We start from the raw sequence: 17315 nt of genomic DNA on the forward strand, positions 1-17315 counted from the left end.
GAATTCAATGTCTCAAGCTCGCTTGATACTCACCACATTGGCGCCAGTGCATTGAGCGTCAATCGAGTCGGCCCAAGACTGCATCATTTCGCGGCGCTGCTCGACATAGGCGGCATGGTTGTAGGTGCCGCGTATTTCGTCGCTGTCACCGTGGGCCAGTTGACGTTCGATCCAATCCTTGTTGTACCCGCGGCCGTTCAGTTCGGTGCTCAACAGGTGGCGGAAGCCGTGGCCTGTCTGGCGTCCTTCATAGCCCATGAGGCGAAGTGCTTTGTTGACGGTGTTTTCACTCATAGGGCGCTGAGGGTTGGCGCCAGCAAAAACTAGCTCATATCGCCCGGTGACCTCTTGAAGCTGGCGCAGGATCGCAACAGCCTGGCGGGGCAGGGGAACGATGTGAGGGCGGCGGGCTTTCATGCGTTCGGCTGGAATTGTCCAGGTTGCGCGGTCCAAGTCGAACTCTGCCCAGGGGGCTTGGCGAAGCTCGCCCGGGCGAACGGCCGTTAGTGTCAGCAAGCGGATGGCATGCCGGGTAAGCGAATGGATGTTCGCGGCTTCGCTCTTGGCCAACAGTTCTGGTAGCTCAGCAAAGGTGACGTGTGGATGATGGCGTGCAGCTTTCGGTGGTGCTGCTACCACGCTCAGATCCGTGGCTGGGTTGGTGTCAACGACGCCCTTGGCCAGCCCGTACCGAAATATCTGGTGTAGCCATTGGCGGATCTTGCCTGCTGCATTGAGAGTGCCCCTGGCCTCTACCTTGCGCACCAGGTCTACCAGATCGGGCCGGGTGATCGCTTTTACGGGGCGAGAGCCGATACCTGGAATCAAATCATTCTCCAGGTACAGCTTTGCCTTGTAGGTTGTGCTCTCTGCCCATCGTGGCGCGTTGTAGGCAAACCACTCGCGCGCCAATGTCTCGAAGCTCAGTCCTTCGACCCTCTGTGCTTGCTTGGCGGTTTTCTTCTGCTCGCCGGGGTCTGTACCTTCAATCAGGAGCTGGCGTGCCCCATCGCGAAGCTGACGAGCTTTCAGCAGGGTGACCGCGGGATATGCGCCGAGCGCAAGCATCTTCGCGCTGCCGTTGAAGCGGTAACGATAGCGCCACAGCTTGGAGCCGGTCGGGGTCACTTCTAGGCACAGGCCATTGGCGTCGGTCAGCCGGTACAGCTTGTCCTTCGGCTTGGCGGTACGGATGGTGGTATCTGAGAGTGGCACGCAGCCTCCTTGCAGGCCGCACCGGGCGGGCGTATTGCCGTCCTGGTGTGAGTAGATTTCTAGACCGAACTGGATCTACTCACGAATCTACTCACATATGTTTGGGCTTACAAGGGAACGGTTGGGAACCGTAGAAAGCAAAAAACCCGCACTAGGCGGGTTTCTTGTGTGCTTTCAGGTGTGCTTGGCATCACCTGAAAACGAAAGGTGGTGCCCAGAGACGGAATCGAACCGCCGACACGGGGATTTTCAATCCCCTGCTCTACCGACTGAGCTATCTGGGCAACGGGGCGCATTAAACGGGTTTTTCAGGGGGGCGTCAAGCAAGTTTTCAAAAAATATTTAATTATTACCGTCGCTTACGTGCCGACCCCGGTTTTTGATCAATTATTGAGCAGGCGGCACGTAGCCGTCGGCCTTGGCGTAATCCTCGCCGGAAAAATACTTGTCCATCTCACCTTGCAGGTATTTGCGGTCTTCGGCGTTCATCATGTTCAGGCGTTTTTCGTTGATCAGCAGGGTCTGGTGTTTTTGCCAGTCGGCCCAGGCTTTGGCGGAAACATGATCGAACACGTCCTGGCCTTTGGCGCCTGGGTATGGAGGGCGTTCCAGGCCGGGCAGTTCTTCTTTGTACTTGCGGCACATTACGGTGCGGGTCATGACGACTCTCCTGCGTTCAATACTTCAGCCGCGCGCTTCAGCAGTTTTTTCACCGGGGCGGCAAGGCCCAGGCGCGGCGGGGTGGCGAGGTTATACCAGAGCCAGTCGGCCTCGGCCACGTGATGGGCGGATTCCTCGACCTGGACTAGCCAGGGTTCGATGGCCAGCTGGAAGTGGCTGAAGGTGTGGATCAGCCCCGGCAGTGCCTGTTGCGTGCCCAAGGCCAGTGCATGCTGGTGGGCGAGGTGTTCGAGGTCGTCGAGGTCGTCCAGCTCCGGCAAGCTCCACAAACCGCCCCACAGGCCCGTGGAAGGGCGACGGTAAAGCAGGATCGCGCCCTCGGCGTTGGCCAGCATTGGCATCAGCGTGCGCTTCTGGGGGATGGCCTTGCGTGGCTTGGGGATCGGGTAGCGTGTCTCCAGGCCGAGCATGTGGGCTTCGCAGCCTTTTTCCAGCGGGCATAACAGGCAACTGGGCTTGCTGCGGGTGCAGAGGGTTGCGCCCATGTCCATCATCGCCTGGGTGTAGGCGTTGACGCGGGTCTGCGGGGTGAAGCGATCGGCGGTGGCCCAGAGTTGCTTGGCGACCTTCGGGTCGCCGGGGTAGCCCTCCTGAGCGGTATAGCGCGCCAGGACGCGCTTGACGTTGCCGTCGAGGATCGGTGCACGCAGGCCCATGCTCAGGCTGGCAATTGCACCGGCCGTGGACAGGCCGATACCGGGCAGCCCGGTGAGTTTTTCGACATCGCGGGGAAACTCGCCGCCGTACTCGGCCACGACGATCTTCGCGGTCTTTTGCAGGTTGCGTGCCCGGGTGTAGTAGCCCAGGCCGGTCCACAGGTGCAGCACTTCGTCTTCCGGGGCGGCGGCCAGGGCTTCGACGGTGGGCAGCGAAGCCATGAAACGGTCGAAGTAGTTGAGCACGGTGCTGACCTGGGTCTGTTGCAACATGATCTCCGAGACCCACACCCGGTAAGGGGTGATGCCCTGTTGCCAGGGCAGGTCATGGCGACCGTGGCGGTCGTACCAATTCAGCACCGCCTGTGAAAACTGCTCGTTTCTCATCGTTTGAACAGGCCTTTCAACGCATCTTTGAGTTGCGGGTTTACCTTGTCGAGCTTCTCTTCCAGCTTCTCGTTGAGGCGGTTGCCGGCAGCCTTGATGGCGACCTGGCCCAGGCCATCCTTGTCCAGGCGGCATGCCTTGGCGCCCAGTTCCAGCGGGCCACGGCAACGTAACGGAACTTCGATGCCCTGGAAGTTGGCGCCCACTTCACACGCCGGGTCCGGTACTTCGCGTTGGTCGCCTTCGACGATGATGCCCACCCGATAATCCATGCCGAGCACACGCAGGTCGATGTCACCGTTGCCGTTCACCGTGAGGCCTGGGATGCGCACTTTCAGGTCAGGGTTATTGGCTACGCCATTGCGGAAGCTCAGGTTGCCCTTCAGTTCCTCGAACGGTGTGTCCTTGCCGCGTGGCTCGCTGTTCAAGGTCTTGCGGTTGAGCAGGGCAATACCGGTGCACAACTGCTGTTCAAGGTTGGCGTTGAGCAACACGCCATTGTTGATCACGAAGCTGGCGGTGCCGTTGAGGCTGTCGATCAGGGCCTTTTGGCTGTTGCCTCGGCCGCTGAGGTTGCTGTCGAGGGTGACCAGGCCTTTCACCGGCGGATTTTGCCCTTGCGCTTGCAGGATGCGTTCGACCGGCACTTGCTTGATGCGGCTCTGCAGCGCCAGTACCGGAATATCCTGGCGCACATCGAGGGTGCCGTTGGCCTGGAAGGTGCCGTTGTAGAGGCCGCCGCTCAGGGTGTCGAGCTTGAGCTGGCCGTCGAGGCCGGTGGCCTTCAGTGCCGCGTTCTGGATTGGCAGCTTGCTCAGGGTCAGTTGCCCAAAGGTGAGGTCGGCATTCACATCCAGGGTGCGCAGGCGGGTCAGTGGCAGCAGCTTGTCGGTGCTCCAGGCGCCCTTGGTCGGGGCGTCCGGCAGCGGTGTGGTGCCACCGGCGGCCATCGCGCCGGCTTCGCTGTTCTGGACTTCGGCCTGGCGTGCAGCGGCGGCGCCTTTGGCGGCGTCGGACTTGGCCGGCAGGTAGTTGTCGGCGTTGAACGTGTCGCCCTTCAGTTGCACGCGCAGTGACTGCTTGGCGAAATCGTCCACCGCGATGCGACCGGTAAAGGTGCTGCCGTCGAGTTTCAGGTTCAGGTCTTCCAGCGCCATGCTGGTCGGCGTGCCCTTGAGGCGGCTGACCAGCTCGACCTTGCTCAGGCTGCCCTCGGCCATGGGTGGCAGCGGGTTGCCGATGCTGTCGAGGAACGTGGCCAGGTCAAACTGGGCGATGGACAGTGCGCCGCTGATCTGCGGTGTCTTGTCGAGGTCGTTGACCTTCAGCTCGCCGAGTGCGCGCAGCTGGTTGGCCGAGAGTTTCAGGTTGGTCCACTCGGCAATGTTGGCCGCCAGGTCCACCAGCAGTTGACCCTGGGTGGAGAAGGTCACGGTCTTGCCTTGCAGCGGTTCACCGGTGGCTTCGCCGCTGAGTTTCATGTCTTCGAACTGGTAGCGCTTGAGGGCGCGTTGAATGCGCAGGTTGCCGTTGAGCTCGGTCTTGACGCGCATCACCGGTTGGTTACTGCCGAAAAAGGCCGTGAGTTTCAGCGGAATGCTTGCCCCTTCGTGCACGGCACCGGCGCTCAGCTGGATGCTTTCGGCGCTGAACTGCTTGCCGGTCTGCTCATCGTTGTATTCGATGCGGGCGTTGTTGATCGTCAGGCTGTCGATATCGAGGCGGATCGGTTTTGGCGGTTTTTCCGGTTCGTGCTCGGCAGACTGCTCCACTGGGGCAGGGGTGGCGGTACCTGCCTCCGGCGCGGTCTTACCGATGTCTTCCCAGTTGCCATGGCCCTGCTTGTCACGGTTCAGGCGCAGGTTGAGGCCCTCGACACGCACATCGCTCATCTGCACCTCGCGGCGCAGCAACGGCAGCACGCGTACCGACAGGCCGAGCATCTGCAGGTCGGCGAACGGTTGGGTCGGGTTGGTCAGGGTCGCGACGCTGGCTTCGTGCAGCTCCAGGCCCAGCCACGGGAACAGGCTCCAACCGATATCGCCATTGAGCGTCAGCTCGATGTGGGCCTTGTCGCGGGCAATCTGGCGAATCTCGTCTTTATAGTCGTTGGGATCGAAGAGATGGGTCAGGGCAAAGCCGAGAGCCACAATGATCAGCAACAACCCGAGAAGTACCAGACCCAGGATTTTGCCGAACGCTTTCATGGGCGAGTCCTTGTATGTCGATTTCAAAATGTAGCCGCAGAGTATAACGCCCGACGACCGGCGTCAGTTCACAGATCGTTACATTGTATCTAGGGCCAGGAAAACGGAATTTTGACGTCAAAAAGTGCAAAAAATCCGAAAAACGTAGTGGCACTTTGGTTTTTATGGCGTCCACTGATGCTAATCTCTGCACGTTCGTTCGCCTTCTGCGACTTAAGGTCGCGCCTAAATGGAGCTCTACTCAACAAAACGGCCACGCTTTGCGTGCAAGGCCGAGGGAGAGAGCGCCTGACGAACACATACTAACAACTGGGGGAAACACCAATGAGTACTAGCATGGCGGCGAGTATTACTGCCGCACAGCCTGCGTTCCTGTCCAAGGAACGCATCATCGCCAAGCCCGGTTTCAACCGCTGGCTGGTTCCACCGGCCGCCCTGGCCATCCACTTGTGCATCGGCATGGCCTACGGCTTCTCGGTGTTCTGGCTGCCACTCTCCAAGGCGCTGGGTATCACCGCACCTGTTGCCTGTGCGCCGGACATGAGCTTTATCGCCCAAGTCTTCTCGTCCCAATGCGATTGGCCCATCTCTATGCTGGGCTGGATCTACACCCTGTTCTTCATCTTCCTGGGCTGCTCGGCAGCGATCTGGGGCGGCTGGCTGGAACATGCCGGGCCACGCAAGGCGGGTGTTGTATCGGCGCTGTGCTGGTGCGGCGGCCTGTTGATCTCGGCGCTGGGGATCTACACCCACCAGATCTGGCTGATGTGGATCGGTTCCGGGGTTATTGGCGGTATCGGCCTGGGCCTGGGCTATATCTCGCCCGTGTCCACCCTGATCAAGTGGTTCCCGGACAAGCGCGGCATGGCGACCGGCATGGCGATCATGGGCTTCGGCGGTGGCGCCATGGTTGGCGCGCCGCTGGCCGCTGCGTTGATGGGGCACTTTGCTTCGCCGACCAGCGTGGGCGTGTGGCAAAGCTTCCTGGTGATGGCGGCGATCTACTTCGTATTCATGATCGGTGGCGCACTGTCGTACCGTGTTCCGCCGACCGGCTGGAAGCCTGAGGGCTGGACCGCACCGGCGAAAAAAGCCAGCAACTCGATGATCACCCACCGTCACGTGCATGTGAACGTGGCCTGGAAAACCCCGCAATTCCGCCTGGTATGGCTGGTGCTGTGCCTGAACGTCTCCGCCGGTATCGGCATCCTGGGCATGGCTTCGCCGCTGCTGCAGGAAGTGTTTGGCGGCAAGCTGCTGGGTGTGGATGTACCGTTTGGCCAGCTGGATGCGGGGCAACTGGCGTCGATCGCGGCCATTGCTGCGGGCTTCACTGGGCTGTTGAGCCTGTTCAACATTGGTGGCCGGTTCTTCTGGGCGTCGTTCTCCGACTACCTGGGCCGTAAAAACACCTACTTCGTGTTCTTCGCCCTGGGCTTTGCCCTGTACGCGTTGATCCCGAACCTGGGGCACCTGGGTAACGTGGCGCTGTTCGTGGCGGCGTTCTGCATCATCCTGTCGATGTACGGCGGTGGTTTTGCGACGGTTCCGGCGTACCTGGCCGACCTGTTCGGTACCCAGATGGTCGGCGCGATCCACGGTCGCCTGCTGACTGCCTGGGCGGCGGCGGGCGTGTTGGGCCCGGTGCTGGTCAACTACCTGCGTGAATACCAGTTGAGCATCGGCGTTGAACGCGCAGCGGCCTACGACATCACCTTGTACATCCTGGCGGGCCTGCTGGTGCTGGGGTTCATCTGCAACATGCTGGTGCGTCCGGTGGCTGACAAGTACTTCATGACCGATGCCGAGCTGGCTGCCGAACAGGCGCTGGGTCATGACAAAGGTGCTGATGCCACGACCGTGCTGGAGTGGAAAGCCTCCGCCGGCAGCAAGCCGCTGGCTGTTGCGGCCTGGTTGGTGGTGGGTATTCCGTTGGCATGGGGTGTGTGGGTGACCCTGCAGAAGACGGCGGTGCTGTTCCACTGACACCGCGCATGCCTTGTGGTCCCAGGCGTGTTGGGACCACAGGCGTGTTGGGGGTTGTGGCGAGCGGGCTTGCCCCGCGTTGGGCTGCGCAGCAGCCCCAATAAAACCAACGCGTTCTTCCCGTCAGAATGCGTTGGTACATTTTGGGGCTGCTGCGCAGCCCAACGCGGGGCAAGCCCGCTCGCCACGACAAGTCTGCTTTGACACATAAGCCCGCTCTTGCTTGTATGCACATGTCTATCCCCGACACTCCATCAGTCTTATCCCCTTCGATGTTTCTGTTTAGCGCCCGCGCCCCTATAATGGCTGCCTTTTTCGCCCAATGATTTTGCGGAGCTGGTGATGGCCGAACGTAAGGCGTCCGTCGAGCGCGACACTCTGGAAACCCAGATCAAAGCCTCGATCAACCTGGATGGCACCGGAAAGGCCCGATTTGATATCGGTGTACCTTTTCTTGAGCACATGCTGGACCAGATCGCCCGTCACGGGCTGATCGACCTGGATATCGTCAGCAAGGGCGACCTGCATATCGACGACCACCACACGGTGGAAGACGTAGGCATCACCCTCGGCCAGGCGTTTGCCAAGGCCATTGGCGACAAAAAAGGCATCCGTCGCTACGGCCACGCCTATGTCCCGCTGGACGAAGCGCTGTCGCGCGTGGTCATCGACTTCTCCGGCCGCCCAGGCCTGCAGATGCACGTGCCCTACACCCGCGCCACCGTGGGCGGCTTCGACGTCGACCTGTTCCAGGAATTCTTCCAGGGCTTCGTCAACCATGCGCTGGTGAGCCTGCACATCGACAACCTGCGCGGCACCAACACCCACCACCAGATCGAAACCGTGTTCAAGGCTTTCGGCCGCGCGCTGCGCATGGCGGTGGAGCTGGATGAGCGTATGGCCGGGCAAATGCCCTCGACCAAGGGCGTCCTGTAATGCAGACGGTCGCGGTTATCGATTACGGCATGGGTAACCTGCACTCGGTGGCCAAGGCCCTCGAGCACGTCGGGGCCGGCAAGGTGCTGATCACCAGCGACGCCAATGTGATTCGCGAAGCCGACCGCGTGGTATTCCCGGGCGTTGGCGCGATTCGCGATTGCATGGCTGAAATTCGCCGCCTGGGCTTTGACAGCCTGGTGCGCGAGGTCAGCCAGGATCGCCCGTTCCTCGGCATCTGCGTGGGCATGCAAGCCTTGCTCGACAGCAGTGAAGAGAACGACGGCGTCGACTGCATCGGCCTGTTTCCCGGCCAGGTGAAGTTCTTCGGCAAGGACCTGCACGAAGACGGCGCCCACCTGAAAGTCCCACACATGGGTTGGAACGAAGTCAGCCAGGCGGTGCATCACCCGCTGTGGCACGACATTCCGGACATGGCGCGTTTCTACTTCGTGCACAGCTACTACATCGCCGCCGGTAACCCGCGCCAGGTGGTGGGGGGTGGGCACTACGGCGTCGACTTCGCCGCTGCGTTGGCCGAAGGTTCGCGTTTTGCCGTGCAGTTCCACCCGGAGAAGAGCCATACCCATGGCCTGCAATTGCTGCAGAACTTCGCCGCCTGGGATGGGCGCTGGTAAATGGCCAGGAAACCGAAGCAGCCGATCTTGAACCTCACGCCTGAACAGGAGCGTGAGGCCACCGACAAGATCAAGCGCTTCATGGAGGATCGCTTCGAGCTCAAGCTGGGCTCGTTCGAGGTCGCCGAGATTCTTGAGTTGTTCACCACCGAAGTGGCTCCGCATTATTACAACAGGGCGATTTTCGATACGCAGACGCTCCTTAAAGAAAGGTTCGAAAGCATCGAAAGCGACCTGTGGTCGCTTGAGAAACCCTGATTTCCCAAGCATTGCTGAATATCGAATAAGGTTTGCCAGATGCTGATTATCCCCGCTATCGATCTCAAGGACGGCGCCTGCGTACGTCTGCGCCAAGGCCGTATGGAAGACTCCACCGTGTTCTCCGATGACCCGGTGAGCATGGCTGCCAAATGGGTGGAAGGGGGCTGCCGTCGTCTGCATCTGGTGGACTTGAACGGCGCCTTCGAAGGCCAGCCGGTCAATGGCGAGGTGGTCACCGCGATCGCCAAGCGCTACCCGAACCTGCCGATCCAGATCGGCGGCGGTATCCGCTCCCTGGAAACCATCGAGCACTACGTGAAAGCGGGCGTGAGCTACGTGATCATCGGCACCAAGGCGGTGAAAGACCCGGCGTTCGTCGCCGAAGCCTGCCGCGCGTTCCCTGGCAAGGTGATCGTCGGCCTGGACGCCAAGGACGGTTTCGTCGCCACCGACGGCTGGGCTGAAATCAGCACCGTGCAAGTCATCGACCTGGCCAGGCAGTTCGAGGCCGACGGTGTGTCCGCCATCGTTTATACCGACATCGCCAAAGACGGCATGATGCAGGGCTGTAACGTACCGTTCACTGCGGCACTGGCGGCGGCGACGAAGATTCCGGTGATTGCTTCCGGCGGTATTCACAACCTGGGCGACATCAAGTCGCTGCTGGACGCCAAGGCTCCTGGGATCATCGGCGCCATTACCGGCCGCGCGATCTACGAGGGCACCCTGGACGTCGCCGAAGCCCAGGCTTACTGCGATGCCTACAACGGCTGAGGACTGACCATGGCGCTGGCCAAACGCATCATCCCTTGCCTGGACGTCGACAACGGTCGCGTGGTCAAGGGCGTCAAGTTCGAGAACATTCGTGACGCCGGCGATCCGGTGGAAATCGCTCGCCGCTACGATGAGCAAGGTGCCGACGAGATTACCTTTCTCGACATCACCGCCAGCGTCGACGGCCGCGACACCACGTTGCACACCGTCGAACGCATGGCCAGCCAGGTGTTTATCCCGCTGACCGTGGGCGGTGGCGTACGCACCGTGCAAGACATCCGCAACCTGCTCAATGCCGGCGCGGACAAGGTCTCGATCAACACCGCGGCCGTGTTCAACCCGGAGTTCGTCGGCGAAGCCGCGCAGCACTTTGGCTCGCAATGCATCGTGGTGGCCATCGACGCCAAGAAAGTCTCCGGCCCCGGCGAAACCCCGCGCTGGGAGATCTTCACCCACGGCGGGCGCAAGCCAACCGGGCTGGACGCAGTGGAGTGGGCGATGAAGATGGAAGGCCTGGGCGCCGGCGAAATCCTGCTGACCAGCATGGACCAGGACGGCATGAAAAACGGCTTCGACCTGGGCGTGACCCGCGCGATCAGTGATGCGCTGGGTATCCCGGTGATCGCCTCCGGCGGCGTCGGTAACCTGCAACACCTGGCCGATGGCGTGATCGAAGGCCACGCCAGCGCGGTGCTGGCGGCGAGTATTTTCCACTTTGGCGAATACACCGTCCCCGAGGCCAAGGCCTACATGGCGGCGCGCGGTATCGTCGTTCGCTAAACGCTGCTGGACACCATGGCGGGCGCGCGGCACTCTCTGCGCTTGCCATGGATTCCGGTAGCCTTCATGTTCAAGACCCTGCTGCTTGCCCTCGCCAGCACCTCCATTTTTATGGTGAGTGCAGCTCACGCCGAAGAACCGTCTGATACCTCCCTGGTGCTGCTGACGGAAAATTTCCCGCCCTACAACATGGCGAAAAACGGCAAGAACTTCGCCAAGGAAGAGAACATCGAAGGCATCGCCGTGGACATCGTGCGAGAAACCTTCAAGCGCGCCGGCATTTCCTACAACCTCACCCTGCGTTTCCCGTGGGAGCGAATCTACAAGCTCGCCCTGGAGAAACCCGGCTACGGCGTATTTGTCATGGCGCGCCTGCCGGATCGCGAAGCGTTGTTCAAATGGGTCGGCCCCATTGGCCCGGACGACTGGGTGCTGCTGGCCAAGGCCGACAGTAAGATCCAGCTTGCCGACCTTGAGCAGGCGCGCCGCTACAAGATCGGCGCCTATAAAGGTGATGCGATTGCCCAGACGCTGGAGAAGCAGGGCTTGACCCCGCTGGTGGTGCTGCGCGACCAGGACAATGCGCAAAAGCTCATGGACGGCCAGATCGACCTTTGGGCGACTGGCGATCCCGCCGGGCGTTACCTGGCACGCCAGGCGGGGGTGACCGGGCTCAAGACGGTGCTGCGCTTCAACAGCGCCCAACTCTATCTCGCGCTGAACAAGGATGTGCCGGATGAGACCGTGGCGAAGCTGCAGGCGGCGTTGGACCAACTGCGCAAGGAGGGTGTGGTCGACCAGATCATGGCGAAGTACCTCTAGCCTTCCGTCGACTCTTTTTTGTAGCAAGCCCTACTGCCGTTCAATTAAGGCTTTTTTTGTAGGAGCGAGCTTGCTCGCGAAAAACTCACAGGCGCCGCGTTCATTCAGGGAGCCCACGTTATCGTTGACGTTTTTCGCGAGCAAGCTCGCTCCTACAGAAGGCGATGTACGCTTTTTCGAATCGCCACAGAGGTATCAGATCCTTAGCGATAGATGCCGTTCTTACCGTGACCACCCATGGCCTGGTTACCGCGCACACTGATCATCAACTTGATATCGATCCAGTCGACGCCCTGGGCCTTGAGCTTGGGCAGCTCGCGTTCCAGTACCGCCAGGGTCTGCGGGTACGGATGACCGATCATCACTGCCGAACCCTGTTTATGCGCCAGCTTGATCGCGGTTTGCAGTTGCGTGGTGATTGCGGCTTCGGTGCGCTCGTCGTCGAGGAAGACATCCCGCGAGACATGGGCCAGGCCAATTTTCTGTGCCTCGGCGGCGGCGACGGTCTGCGCGCTGGTGCGGCTGTCGACAAAGAATTTGTTGCGTCGTTGCAGGTCGGCCATCAACCAGGCCATCGCCGCGGGCTGTGCGGTCATTCGACTGCCCATGTGGTTGTTGATACCGGCGGTGTAGGGCACGGCCTGGAACGCGGCGTCCAGGCGCTTGCCGAGCTCTTCGATAGGCAGGTCGGGGTGCCAGGCGAACGGACCGGTGGCCGGGTCCATGGGCATGTGCAGGATCACGATCTTGCCGGCCTTGTGCGCTTCGCGGGCGAATTCGGCGGCGTGGGGCGTGTCGGGCATGATTGCGGTGGTCACCGGCCCAGGCAGGGCCAGCACGCGACGATCCCGGGCCAGGTTTTGCCCGAGGTCGTCGATGATGAGGGTCAGGTAGGCTTTGTGCGGCTCGCTGGCGGGAGTCGCGTGAGCGACCCCTGCCAGGCTGCATAGCGCAGCGATGATCAGGGCAAAGCGCATATCAACGGCTGCGCGTAATGCTCAGGCCCTTGAGCAGGCTCAGCGCCTGGGCCAATTGGTAGTCATCGTCCTGCGGCATCGGCTTGGCTTTGGAGCCGCTGCCGGTTGGCTGGTCGGCGCCGCCGTTGCCATTGCCCAGGTGGCCTTGCAGGTCCGCTTCCTTGTAGTACTCGCTGTCGACCTCGTTGGTGATCTTGGCCTTGCGCACTTCGATGTCCGGCACGATGCCCTGGGCCTGGATCGAGCGACCGTTTGGCGTGTAGTACAGCGCAGTGGTGATCTTCAGCGCACGCTCGTTGTTCAGCGGCAGCACGGTTTGCACCGAGCCTTTGCCGAAGCTGGTCGTGCCCATCAGCACGCCGCGCTTCTGGTCCTGCAGGGCACCGGCAACGATTTCCGAGGCCGAGGCGCTGCCGCCGTTGATCAGCACGGCCAGCGGTACGTTTTCGCTGAGGTCGTTGCCGGTAGCCGAGAAGCGCAACTCGGAATTGGCGATGCGGCCCTTGGTGTAGACGATCAGGCCCTTGGTGATGAAGTGGTCGACCACTTCCACCGCCGCCTGCAGCACGCCGCCTGGGTTGTTGCGCAGGTCGAGCACGATGCCGTTGAGCTTCTTGCCGTTGTCCTTGCGCAGTTTGGCCAGGGCCTTGGCCACTTCGTCGCCGGTCTTGACCTGGAACTGGGTAATACGGATGTAGCCGTAGCCTGACTCCAGCAACTGGCTCTTCACGCTCTTGACCGTGATGGTCGCGCGGGCCAGGGTCACGTCGAACGGGGCACCGCCGTCGCGCACCAGGGTCAGGGTGATTTTCTGGCCGATTTTGCCGCGCATCTTGTCGACGGCTTCGGTCATGGTCTGGCCGCGGGTCGGCTGGCCGTTGATCTTGACGATCAAGTCGCCGGCCTGGATACCGGCCTTGGACGCTGGGGTGTCGTCAATCGGGGAGACGACCTTGATCTGGCCGTCCTCGGCGCCGACTTCGATGCCCAGGCCGCCGAATTCACCGCTGGTGCTTTCCTGCAGCTCGGCGAAATCTTCCGGGCCGAGGTAGGCGGAGTGTGGGTCGAGGTTGCTGAGCATGCCCTTGATGGCATTCTCCAGCAGGGTCTTGTCGTCTACGGGTTCGACATAGGCGGCCTTGATCCGGTCCATGACCTCGGCAAAGGTGCGCAGCTCGTCCAGCGGCAACGGCGCCTTGGTGGTCGCGGCCGTGGCGGCAGGTGCAGCCGGTGCGGCCTGGTCGGCAAAAGCCAGAGGCGCGCCGATCACCAGGGCGATCGTCAGGGCCAGCGAAGTGAGGCGGGACAAATGCAGCATGTCGAACGAACTCCTAGTGTAGATGCGCCCCTATCCTTGGGAGCGGCACCATTGTGCGGGATCGCTCGGGCGACCCTGCTGACGAATAGCGAAGTACAGCGCCGGGGTGTCCTGGCCGCCACTGTTACCGACAGTGGAGATGGATTCACCGGCTTTTACAACATCACCTGCCGACTTGAGTAAAGTCTGATTGTGGCCATAAAGGCTCAAATAGCCATTACCGTGGTCGAGAATCACCAACAAACCGGCGCCCCGCAGCCAATCGGCAAACACCACGCGGCCACCGTGTACGGCATGGACCTGACTGCCAGCAGCGGCGCTGATCATCACCCCGTCCCACTTGGCGCGGGTGTCGTCGCCACGGGTTTCCCCAAAGCGTGCCAGTAGTCGACCATCAACCGGCCATGGAAGTTTGCCGCGCGCGGAAGCAAAAGGGCCGCCGAAGGATTCGCCGGCGCTGGAAACCAGCGGGCCAGGTGCTGCGTGCGCGGGCTTGCGGGGGGCCGGAGCGTCCGTCGTAGCTGCCAGTTCGGCCTCACGCTGGCGCTTTTTTTCGGCTTCCTGCTGGGCGATCAGCGCTTTCTGGCGCGCTTCCTCGGCCTCACGTGCCTGGCGGGCCAGGGTTTCTTCGATGGTCTTGAGTACCTTGGCCAGGTCGGCCTGGTCCTGCTCGCGAGCTTGCAGCTTGGCGTCGCGGGCCTTTACGTCTTCGTTGAGCTTGGCCAGGGCCAGCTGGCGTTCCTTGCGGACCTTATCCAACTGGTCGCGCTGGACGTCGAGGGCGCTTTTCTGGTCGAGCAACTGCGACTGTTGGTCGGCGATTTCCTGTTCGACATTGGCCAGTTGGCGCAGGGTCTCGTTGAAACCCTTCAATTGCGCCAGGCGTGCCTGGCTCACGTAGTCGTAGTAGGTGAGGGTGCGCGCGAACTTTTCCGGGTTCTGCTGGTTGAGCAGCAGCTTGAGGTACTCCTGGCGGCCGCTCTGGTAGGCGGCGCGGGCCTGGATCGCGATCAGGCGTTGCTGTTCAACGCGTGCGCTCTGGAGTTTTTTTTTCTCAGCGTCGAGTCGCTCCAGTTCCGACTCGCTCTTCTTTAATTCTTTTTGCAGCTCCTGGACCTGTTTCTCCAGCTTGCCCATCTCGGTTTCCGTGCCGCGCAGGTCTTTCTGCACCCCGGATTTTTCTTCCTGGAGCTTGCCGAGCAGTTTTTTCAGCTCGGTAATGTCCTGACGCGTAGCGTCCAACTGTTGTTGGGTTTGCGCGCGCTCATCGGCAAACGCCGGTTGGAGCAGGCAGACAAGAGCGAGGGTAATCAAGGCGCGAAGCATAGAGGCGGGCGACACCACGGAAAGGGACGGCCTAGTATGCCCGCCAAGCGCTGCAAAAAAAACGCCCAATTCAGGCTTCCGGGCAAGATAGGTGCCGAGTGGCGCTGGTATGGCAAAAAGACATCTACCAAACGCGGAAGATCCAATGTGGGAAGGGGCTTGCCCCCGATAGCGGTGTATCAGCCACATAGGTGTCAGCTGATCTACCGTAATCGGGGGCAAGCCCCCTCCCACACTATTTTTCGGTGATTCTGAGAATCAGACCAGAATCGAAGTGCCGGTCATCTCTTTCGGCTTCTCCAACCCCATCAGCATCAACATTGTCGGTGCCACATCCGCCAGCACGCCGCCGTTACGCACTTTGAAGTCGCGCTTGCCGACGTAGATGAACGGCACCGGCTCGGTGGTATGGGCCGTGTGGGCCTGCCCGGTGGATTCGTCGGACATCTGCTCGCAGTTACCGTGGTCGGCGGTGATCAGCGCTTCGCCGCCGACCTTTTCCAGCGCATCGACGATGCGGCCGACGCACTGGTCCAGGCATTCCACGGCCTTGATCGCGGCTTCCAGGTTGCCGCTGTGGCCGACCATGTCACCGTTGGCGTAGTTGACCACGATCACGTCATACCGCTGGTGGTCGATGGCGTCGACGATCTTGTCGGTGACTTGCGGTGCGCTCATTTCCGGTTGCAGGTCGTAGGTGGCGACTTTAGGCGACGGGATCAGGATGCGCTCTTCGCCGGGGAACGGTTCTTCGCGACCGCCGGAGAAGAAGAAGGTCACGTGGGCATACTTCTCGGTTTCGGCGATGCGCAGCTGGGTCTTGCCGTTTTTCGCCAGGTAGTCGCCCAGCACGTTGTCCAGGCTGCCTGCGGCAAAGGCTGCGGGGGCGGGGATGCTGGCGGCGTATTGGGTCAGGCCGACATATTGGACTTTTGGCTGGCGCGCACGCTCGAACTCCTTGAAACCGTCTTCGACAAACACACGGCTCAGCTCGCGGGCGCGGTCGGCGCGGAAGTTCATGAAGACCACGGCGTCGCCGTCTTCGACTTTCACCGGCTCGCCGATGGTGGTGGCTTTGACGAACTCATCGCTCTCGCCACGGGCGTAGGCGGCTTCAAGGCCTTCCTGGGCGGTGGCGGCGTTGAATTCGGCCTGGCCGTCGACGATCAGGTTGTAGGCCTGGGCCACGCGGTCCCAACGGTTGTCGCGGTCCATGGCGAAGTAGCGGCCGACCAGGCTGGCGATGCGGCCTTTGCCCAGGGCGGCGAAGGTGGCGTCCAGCAGCTCAATGGACGACTGCGCGCTCTTCGGCGGGGTGTCGCGGCCGTCGAGGAAGGCGTGCAGGTAGATCTTGTCGGCGCCCCGCTTGAAGGCCAGTTCGGCCATGGCCACCAGGTGGTCCTGATGGCTATGTACGCCACCGTCGGACAGCAGGCCCATGAAGTGCACCGCTTTGCCGGCGGCGACGGCTTTATCCACGGCCGCGCAGATAGTCGGGTTCTCGAAGAACTCGCCATCGCGGATCGCTTTGGTCACGCGCGTGAAGTCCTGATAGACCACTCGTCCGGCGCCCAGGTTCATGTGGCCGACTTCCGAGTTGCCCATTTGGCCGTCCGGCAGGCCCACGTCCATGCCGGAACCGGAGATCAGGCCGTTGGGGACGGTGGCGGTCAGGCGGTCCAGGACCGGCTTGCGCGCCGAGTACACGGCGTTGTCGTGGTGGCTTTCACTGTGTCCGAAGCCATCGAGAATTATCAGGACCAAAGGTTTAGGCGTAGTAGTCATAGATCCTCTCGCGGCGGTAATTAGTGAAGGGGATTGAAAAGGGAGTGGCAGTTTAAAGCGAAGTTCCGACCACGTCACCGCTTTACGGGGGTTGGCCCCCCCTGGCGGCTGTGTATACTTACCGCCATTTTAACGCCCTGGAACCTCCTTGATGGTTGATCACCTGATTGCATTTGCCACTGCCCACTATCTGCTCGCGGGTGCCTTCGTCATCCTGCTGGCGCTGCTGATCGCTCACGAGATGAGCCGCGGTGGCCGCAGCCTGAGCACGTCGGAGCTGACCGCGCTGGTCAACAAGGATGAGGCGATTGTCGTGGATATCCGCCCGGCCAAGGATTTTGCCACCGGCCATATCGTCGGCGCCCTGAACATTCCGCAGGACAAGCTGATTGCGCGCCTGGCCGAGCTGGAAAAACACAAGGCCAAGACCATCATCCTGGTCGACGCCCAAGGCCAGCACGCCGGCACCCACGCCCGCGAAATGCTCAAGACCGGTTTCACTGCGGCCAAGCTGTCTGGTGGTATCAGCAGCTGGCGCGCCGATAACCTGCCGCTGGTGAAGTGAT

At 61.5% G+C, this 17315-nt stretch carries 16 protein-coding genes and 1 tRNA gene; 8 read left to right on the forward strand and 9 right to left on the reverse strand.

All coding sequences use genetic code 11. The features are described from left to right. Positions 1 to 12 precede the first annotated feature (12 nt). The 5 genes from AB7933_RS03205 to AB7933_RS03225 form a co-directional block, all read right to left on the reverse strand. On the reverse strand, positions 13 to 1215 hold the full coding sequence (locus AB7933_RS03205) for a tyrosine-type recombinase/integrase (protein ID WP_024072879.1): 1203 nt from the start codon (positions 1213 to 1215) through the stop codon (positions 13 to 15). 208 nt (positions 1216 to 1423) lie between these two features. Beyond that, positions 1424 to 1499, reverse strand: a tRNA-Phe gene (locus AB7933_RS03210). Positions 1500 to 1602: 103 nt separating this feature from the next. Beyond that, positions 1603 to 1875, reverse strand: coding sequence for an oxidative damage protection protein (locus tag AB7933_RS03215; protein WP_024072880.1), 273 nt, complete (start codon positions 1873 to 1875; stop codon positions 1603 to 1605). Then, positions 1872 to 2939, reverse strand: a complete 1068-nt coding sequence (gene mutY / locus AB7933_RS03220) for an A/G-specific adenine glycosylase (RefSeq protein ID WP_024072881.1) — start codon at positions 2937 to 2939, stop codon at positions 1872 to 1874. Before mutY ends, AB7933_RS03215 begins: the two co-directional genes overlap by 4 nt. Then, positions 2936 to 5146 (reverse strand): AsmA family protein, encoded by a 2211-nt coding sequence (locus AB7933_RS03225; protein WP_024072882.1) that lies wholly within the window; start codon positions 5144 to 5146, stop codon positions 2936 to 2938. The genes mutY and AB7933_RS03225 overlap by 4 nt, the downstream gene beginning before the upstream one ends. A 324-nt stretch (positions 5147 to 5470) precedes the next feature. Here AB7933_RS03225 and AB7933_RS03230 point away from each other — a divergent pair, with 324 nt between their 5' ends. From AB7933_RS03230 to AB7933_RS03260, 7 genes are all read left to right on the forward strand, one after another. After that, a complete protein-coding gene (locus AB7933_RS03230; protein ID WP_041160817.1) occupies positions 5471 to 7132 on the forward strand; it encodes an OFA family MFS transporter in 1662 nt (553 codons plus the stop codon). Between the two features lie 342 nt (positions 7133 to 7474). Continuing rightward, positions 7475 to 8068 carry an imidazoleglycerol-phosphate dehydratase HisB gene (gene hisB / locus AB7933_RS03235; protein WP_017849940.1) on the forward strand — a complete coding sequence of 198 codons (594 nt, stop codon included), beginning with the start codon at positions 7475 to 7477 and terminating at the stop codon, positions 8066 to 8068. Next, positions 8068 to 8706 (forward strand): imidazole glycerol phosphate synthase subunit HisH, encoded by a 639-nt coding sequence (hisH, locus tag AB7933_RS03240; protein ID WP_024072884.1) that lies wholly within the window; start codon positions 8068 to 8070, stop codon positions 8704 to 8706. The genes hisB and hisH overlap by 1 nt, the downstream gene beginning before the upstream one ends. Then, positions 8707 to 8964 (forward strand): DUF2164 domain-containing protein, encoded by a 258-nt coding sequence (locus tag AB7933_RS03245; protein WP_024072885.1) that lies wholly within the window; start codon positions 8707 to 8709, stop codon positions 8962 to 8964. It abuts the gene before it with no gap. Positions 8965 to 9003: 39 nt separating this feature from the next. Next, positions 9004 to 9741 (forward strand): 1-(5-phosphoribosyl)-5-[(5-phosphoribosylamino)methylideneamino]imidazole-4-carboxamide isomerase, encoded by a 738-nt coding sequence (gene hisA / locus AB7933_RS03250; protein WP_016972250.1) that lies wholly within the window; start codon positions 9004 to 9006, stop codon positions 9739 to 9741. Between the two features lie 9 nt (positions 9742 to 9750). Next, complete coding sequence (hisF, locus tag AB7933_RS03255) at positions 9751 to 10521, forward strand: imidazole glycerol phosphate synthase subunit HisF (RefSeq protein WP_003171107.1); 771 nt, start codon at positions 9751 to 9753, stop codon at positions 10519 to 10521. Between the two features lie 66 nt (positions 10522 to 10587). Further along, on the forward strand, positions 10588 to 11343 hold the full coding sequence (locus tag AB7933_RS03260; RefSeq protein ID WP_041160818.1) for a substrate-binding periplasmic protein: 756 nt from the start codon (positions 10588 to 10590) through the stop codon (positions 11341 to 11343). Positions 11344 to 11546: 203 nt separating this feature from the next. On the opposite strand, the gene AB7933_RS03265 is transcribed toward AB7933_RS03260, so the two are convergent. The 4 genes from AB7933_RS03265 to gpmI form a co-directional block, all read right to left on the reverse strand. Next, entirely contained in the window at positions 11547 to 12320 is a 774-nt protein-coding gene (locus tag AB7933_RS03265; protein ID WP_024072887.1) for a divergent polysaccharide deacetylase family protein, read from the reverse strand. A gap of 1 nt (position 12321) precedes the next feature. Then, positions 12322 to 13638 carry a S41 family peptidase gene (locus AB7933_RS03270; protein WP_024072888.1) on the reverse strand — a complete coding sequence of 439 codons (1317 nt, stop codon included), beginning with the start codon at positions 13636 to 13638 and terminating at the stop codon, positions 12322 to 12324. A 30-nt stretch (positions 13639 to 13668) separates the two neighbouring features. After that, positions 13669 to 14964 (reverse strand): murein hydrolase activator EnvC family protein, encoded by a 1296-nt coding sequence (locus AB7933_RS03275; protein WP_024072889.1) that lies wholly within the window; start codon positions 14962 to 14964, stop codon positions 13669 to 13671. A gap of 258 nt (positions 14965 to 15222) precedes the next feature. Beyond that, the gene (gpmI, locus tag AB7933_RS03280; RefSeq protein WP_024072890.1) at positions 15223 to 16749 is read right to left on the reverse strand and encodes a 2,3-bisphosphoglycerate-independent phosphoglycerate mutase; all 1527 of its coding nucleotides are present in this window, start codon (positions 16747 to 16749) and stop codon (positions 15223 to 15225) included. 151 nt (positions 16750 to 16900) lie between these two features. Between gpmI and AB7933_RS03285 the strand changes: the two genes are divergently transcribed. Continuing rightward, complete coding sequence (locus tag AB7933_RS03285) at positions 16901 to 17314, forward strand: rhodanese-like domain-containing protein (RefSeq protein ID WP_041160819.1); 414 nt, start codon at positions 16901 to 16903, stop codon at positions 17312 to 17314. Position 17315 lies beyond the last annotated feature (1 nt).

Origin of the sequence: Pseudomonas gorinensis, assembly GCF_042015035.1 — a bacterium.
GTDB classification, from domain to species: Bacteria; Pseudomonadota; Gammaproteobacteria; order Pseudomonadales; family Pseudomonadaceae; genus Aquipseudomonas; species Aquipseudomonas gorinensis.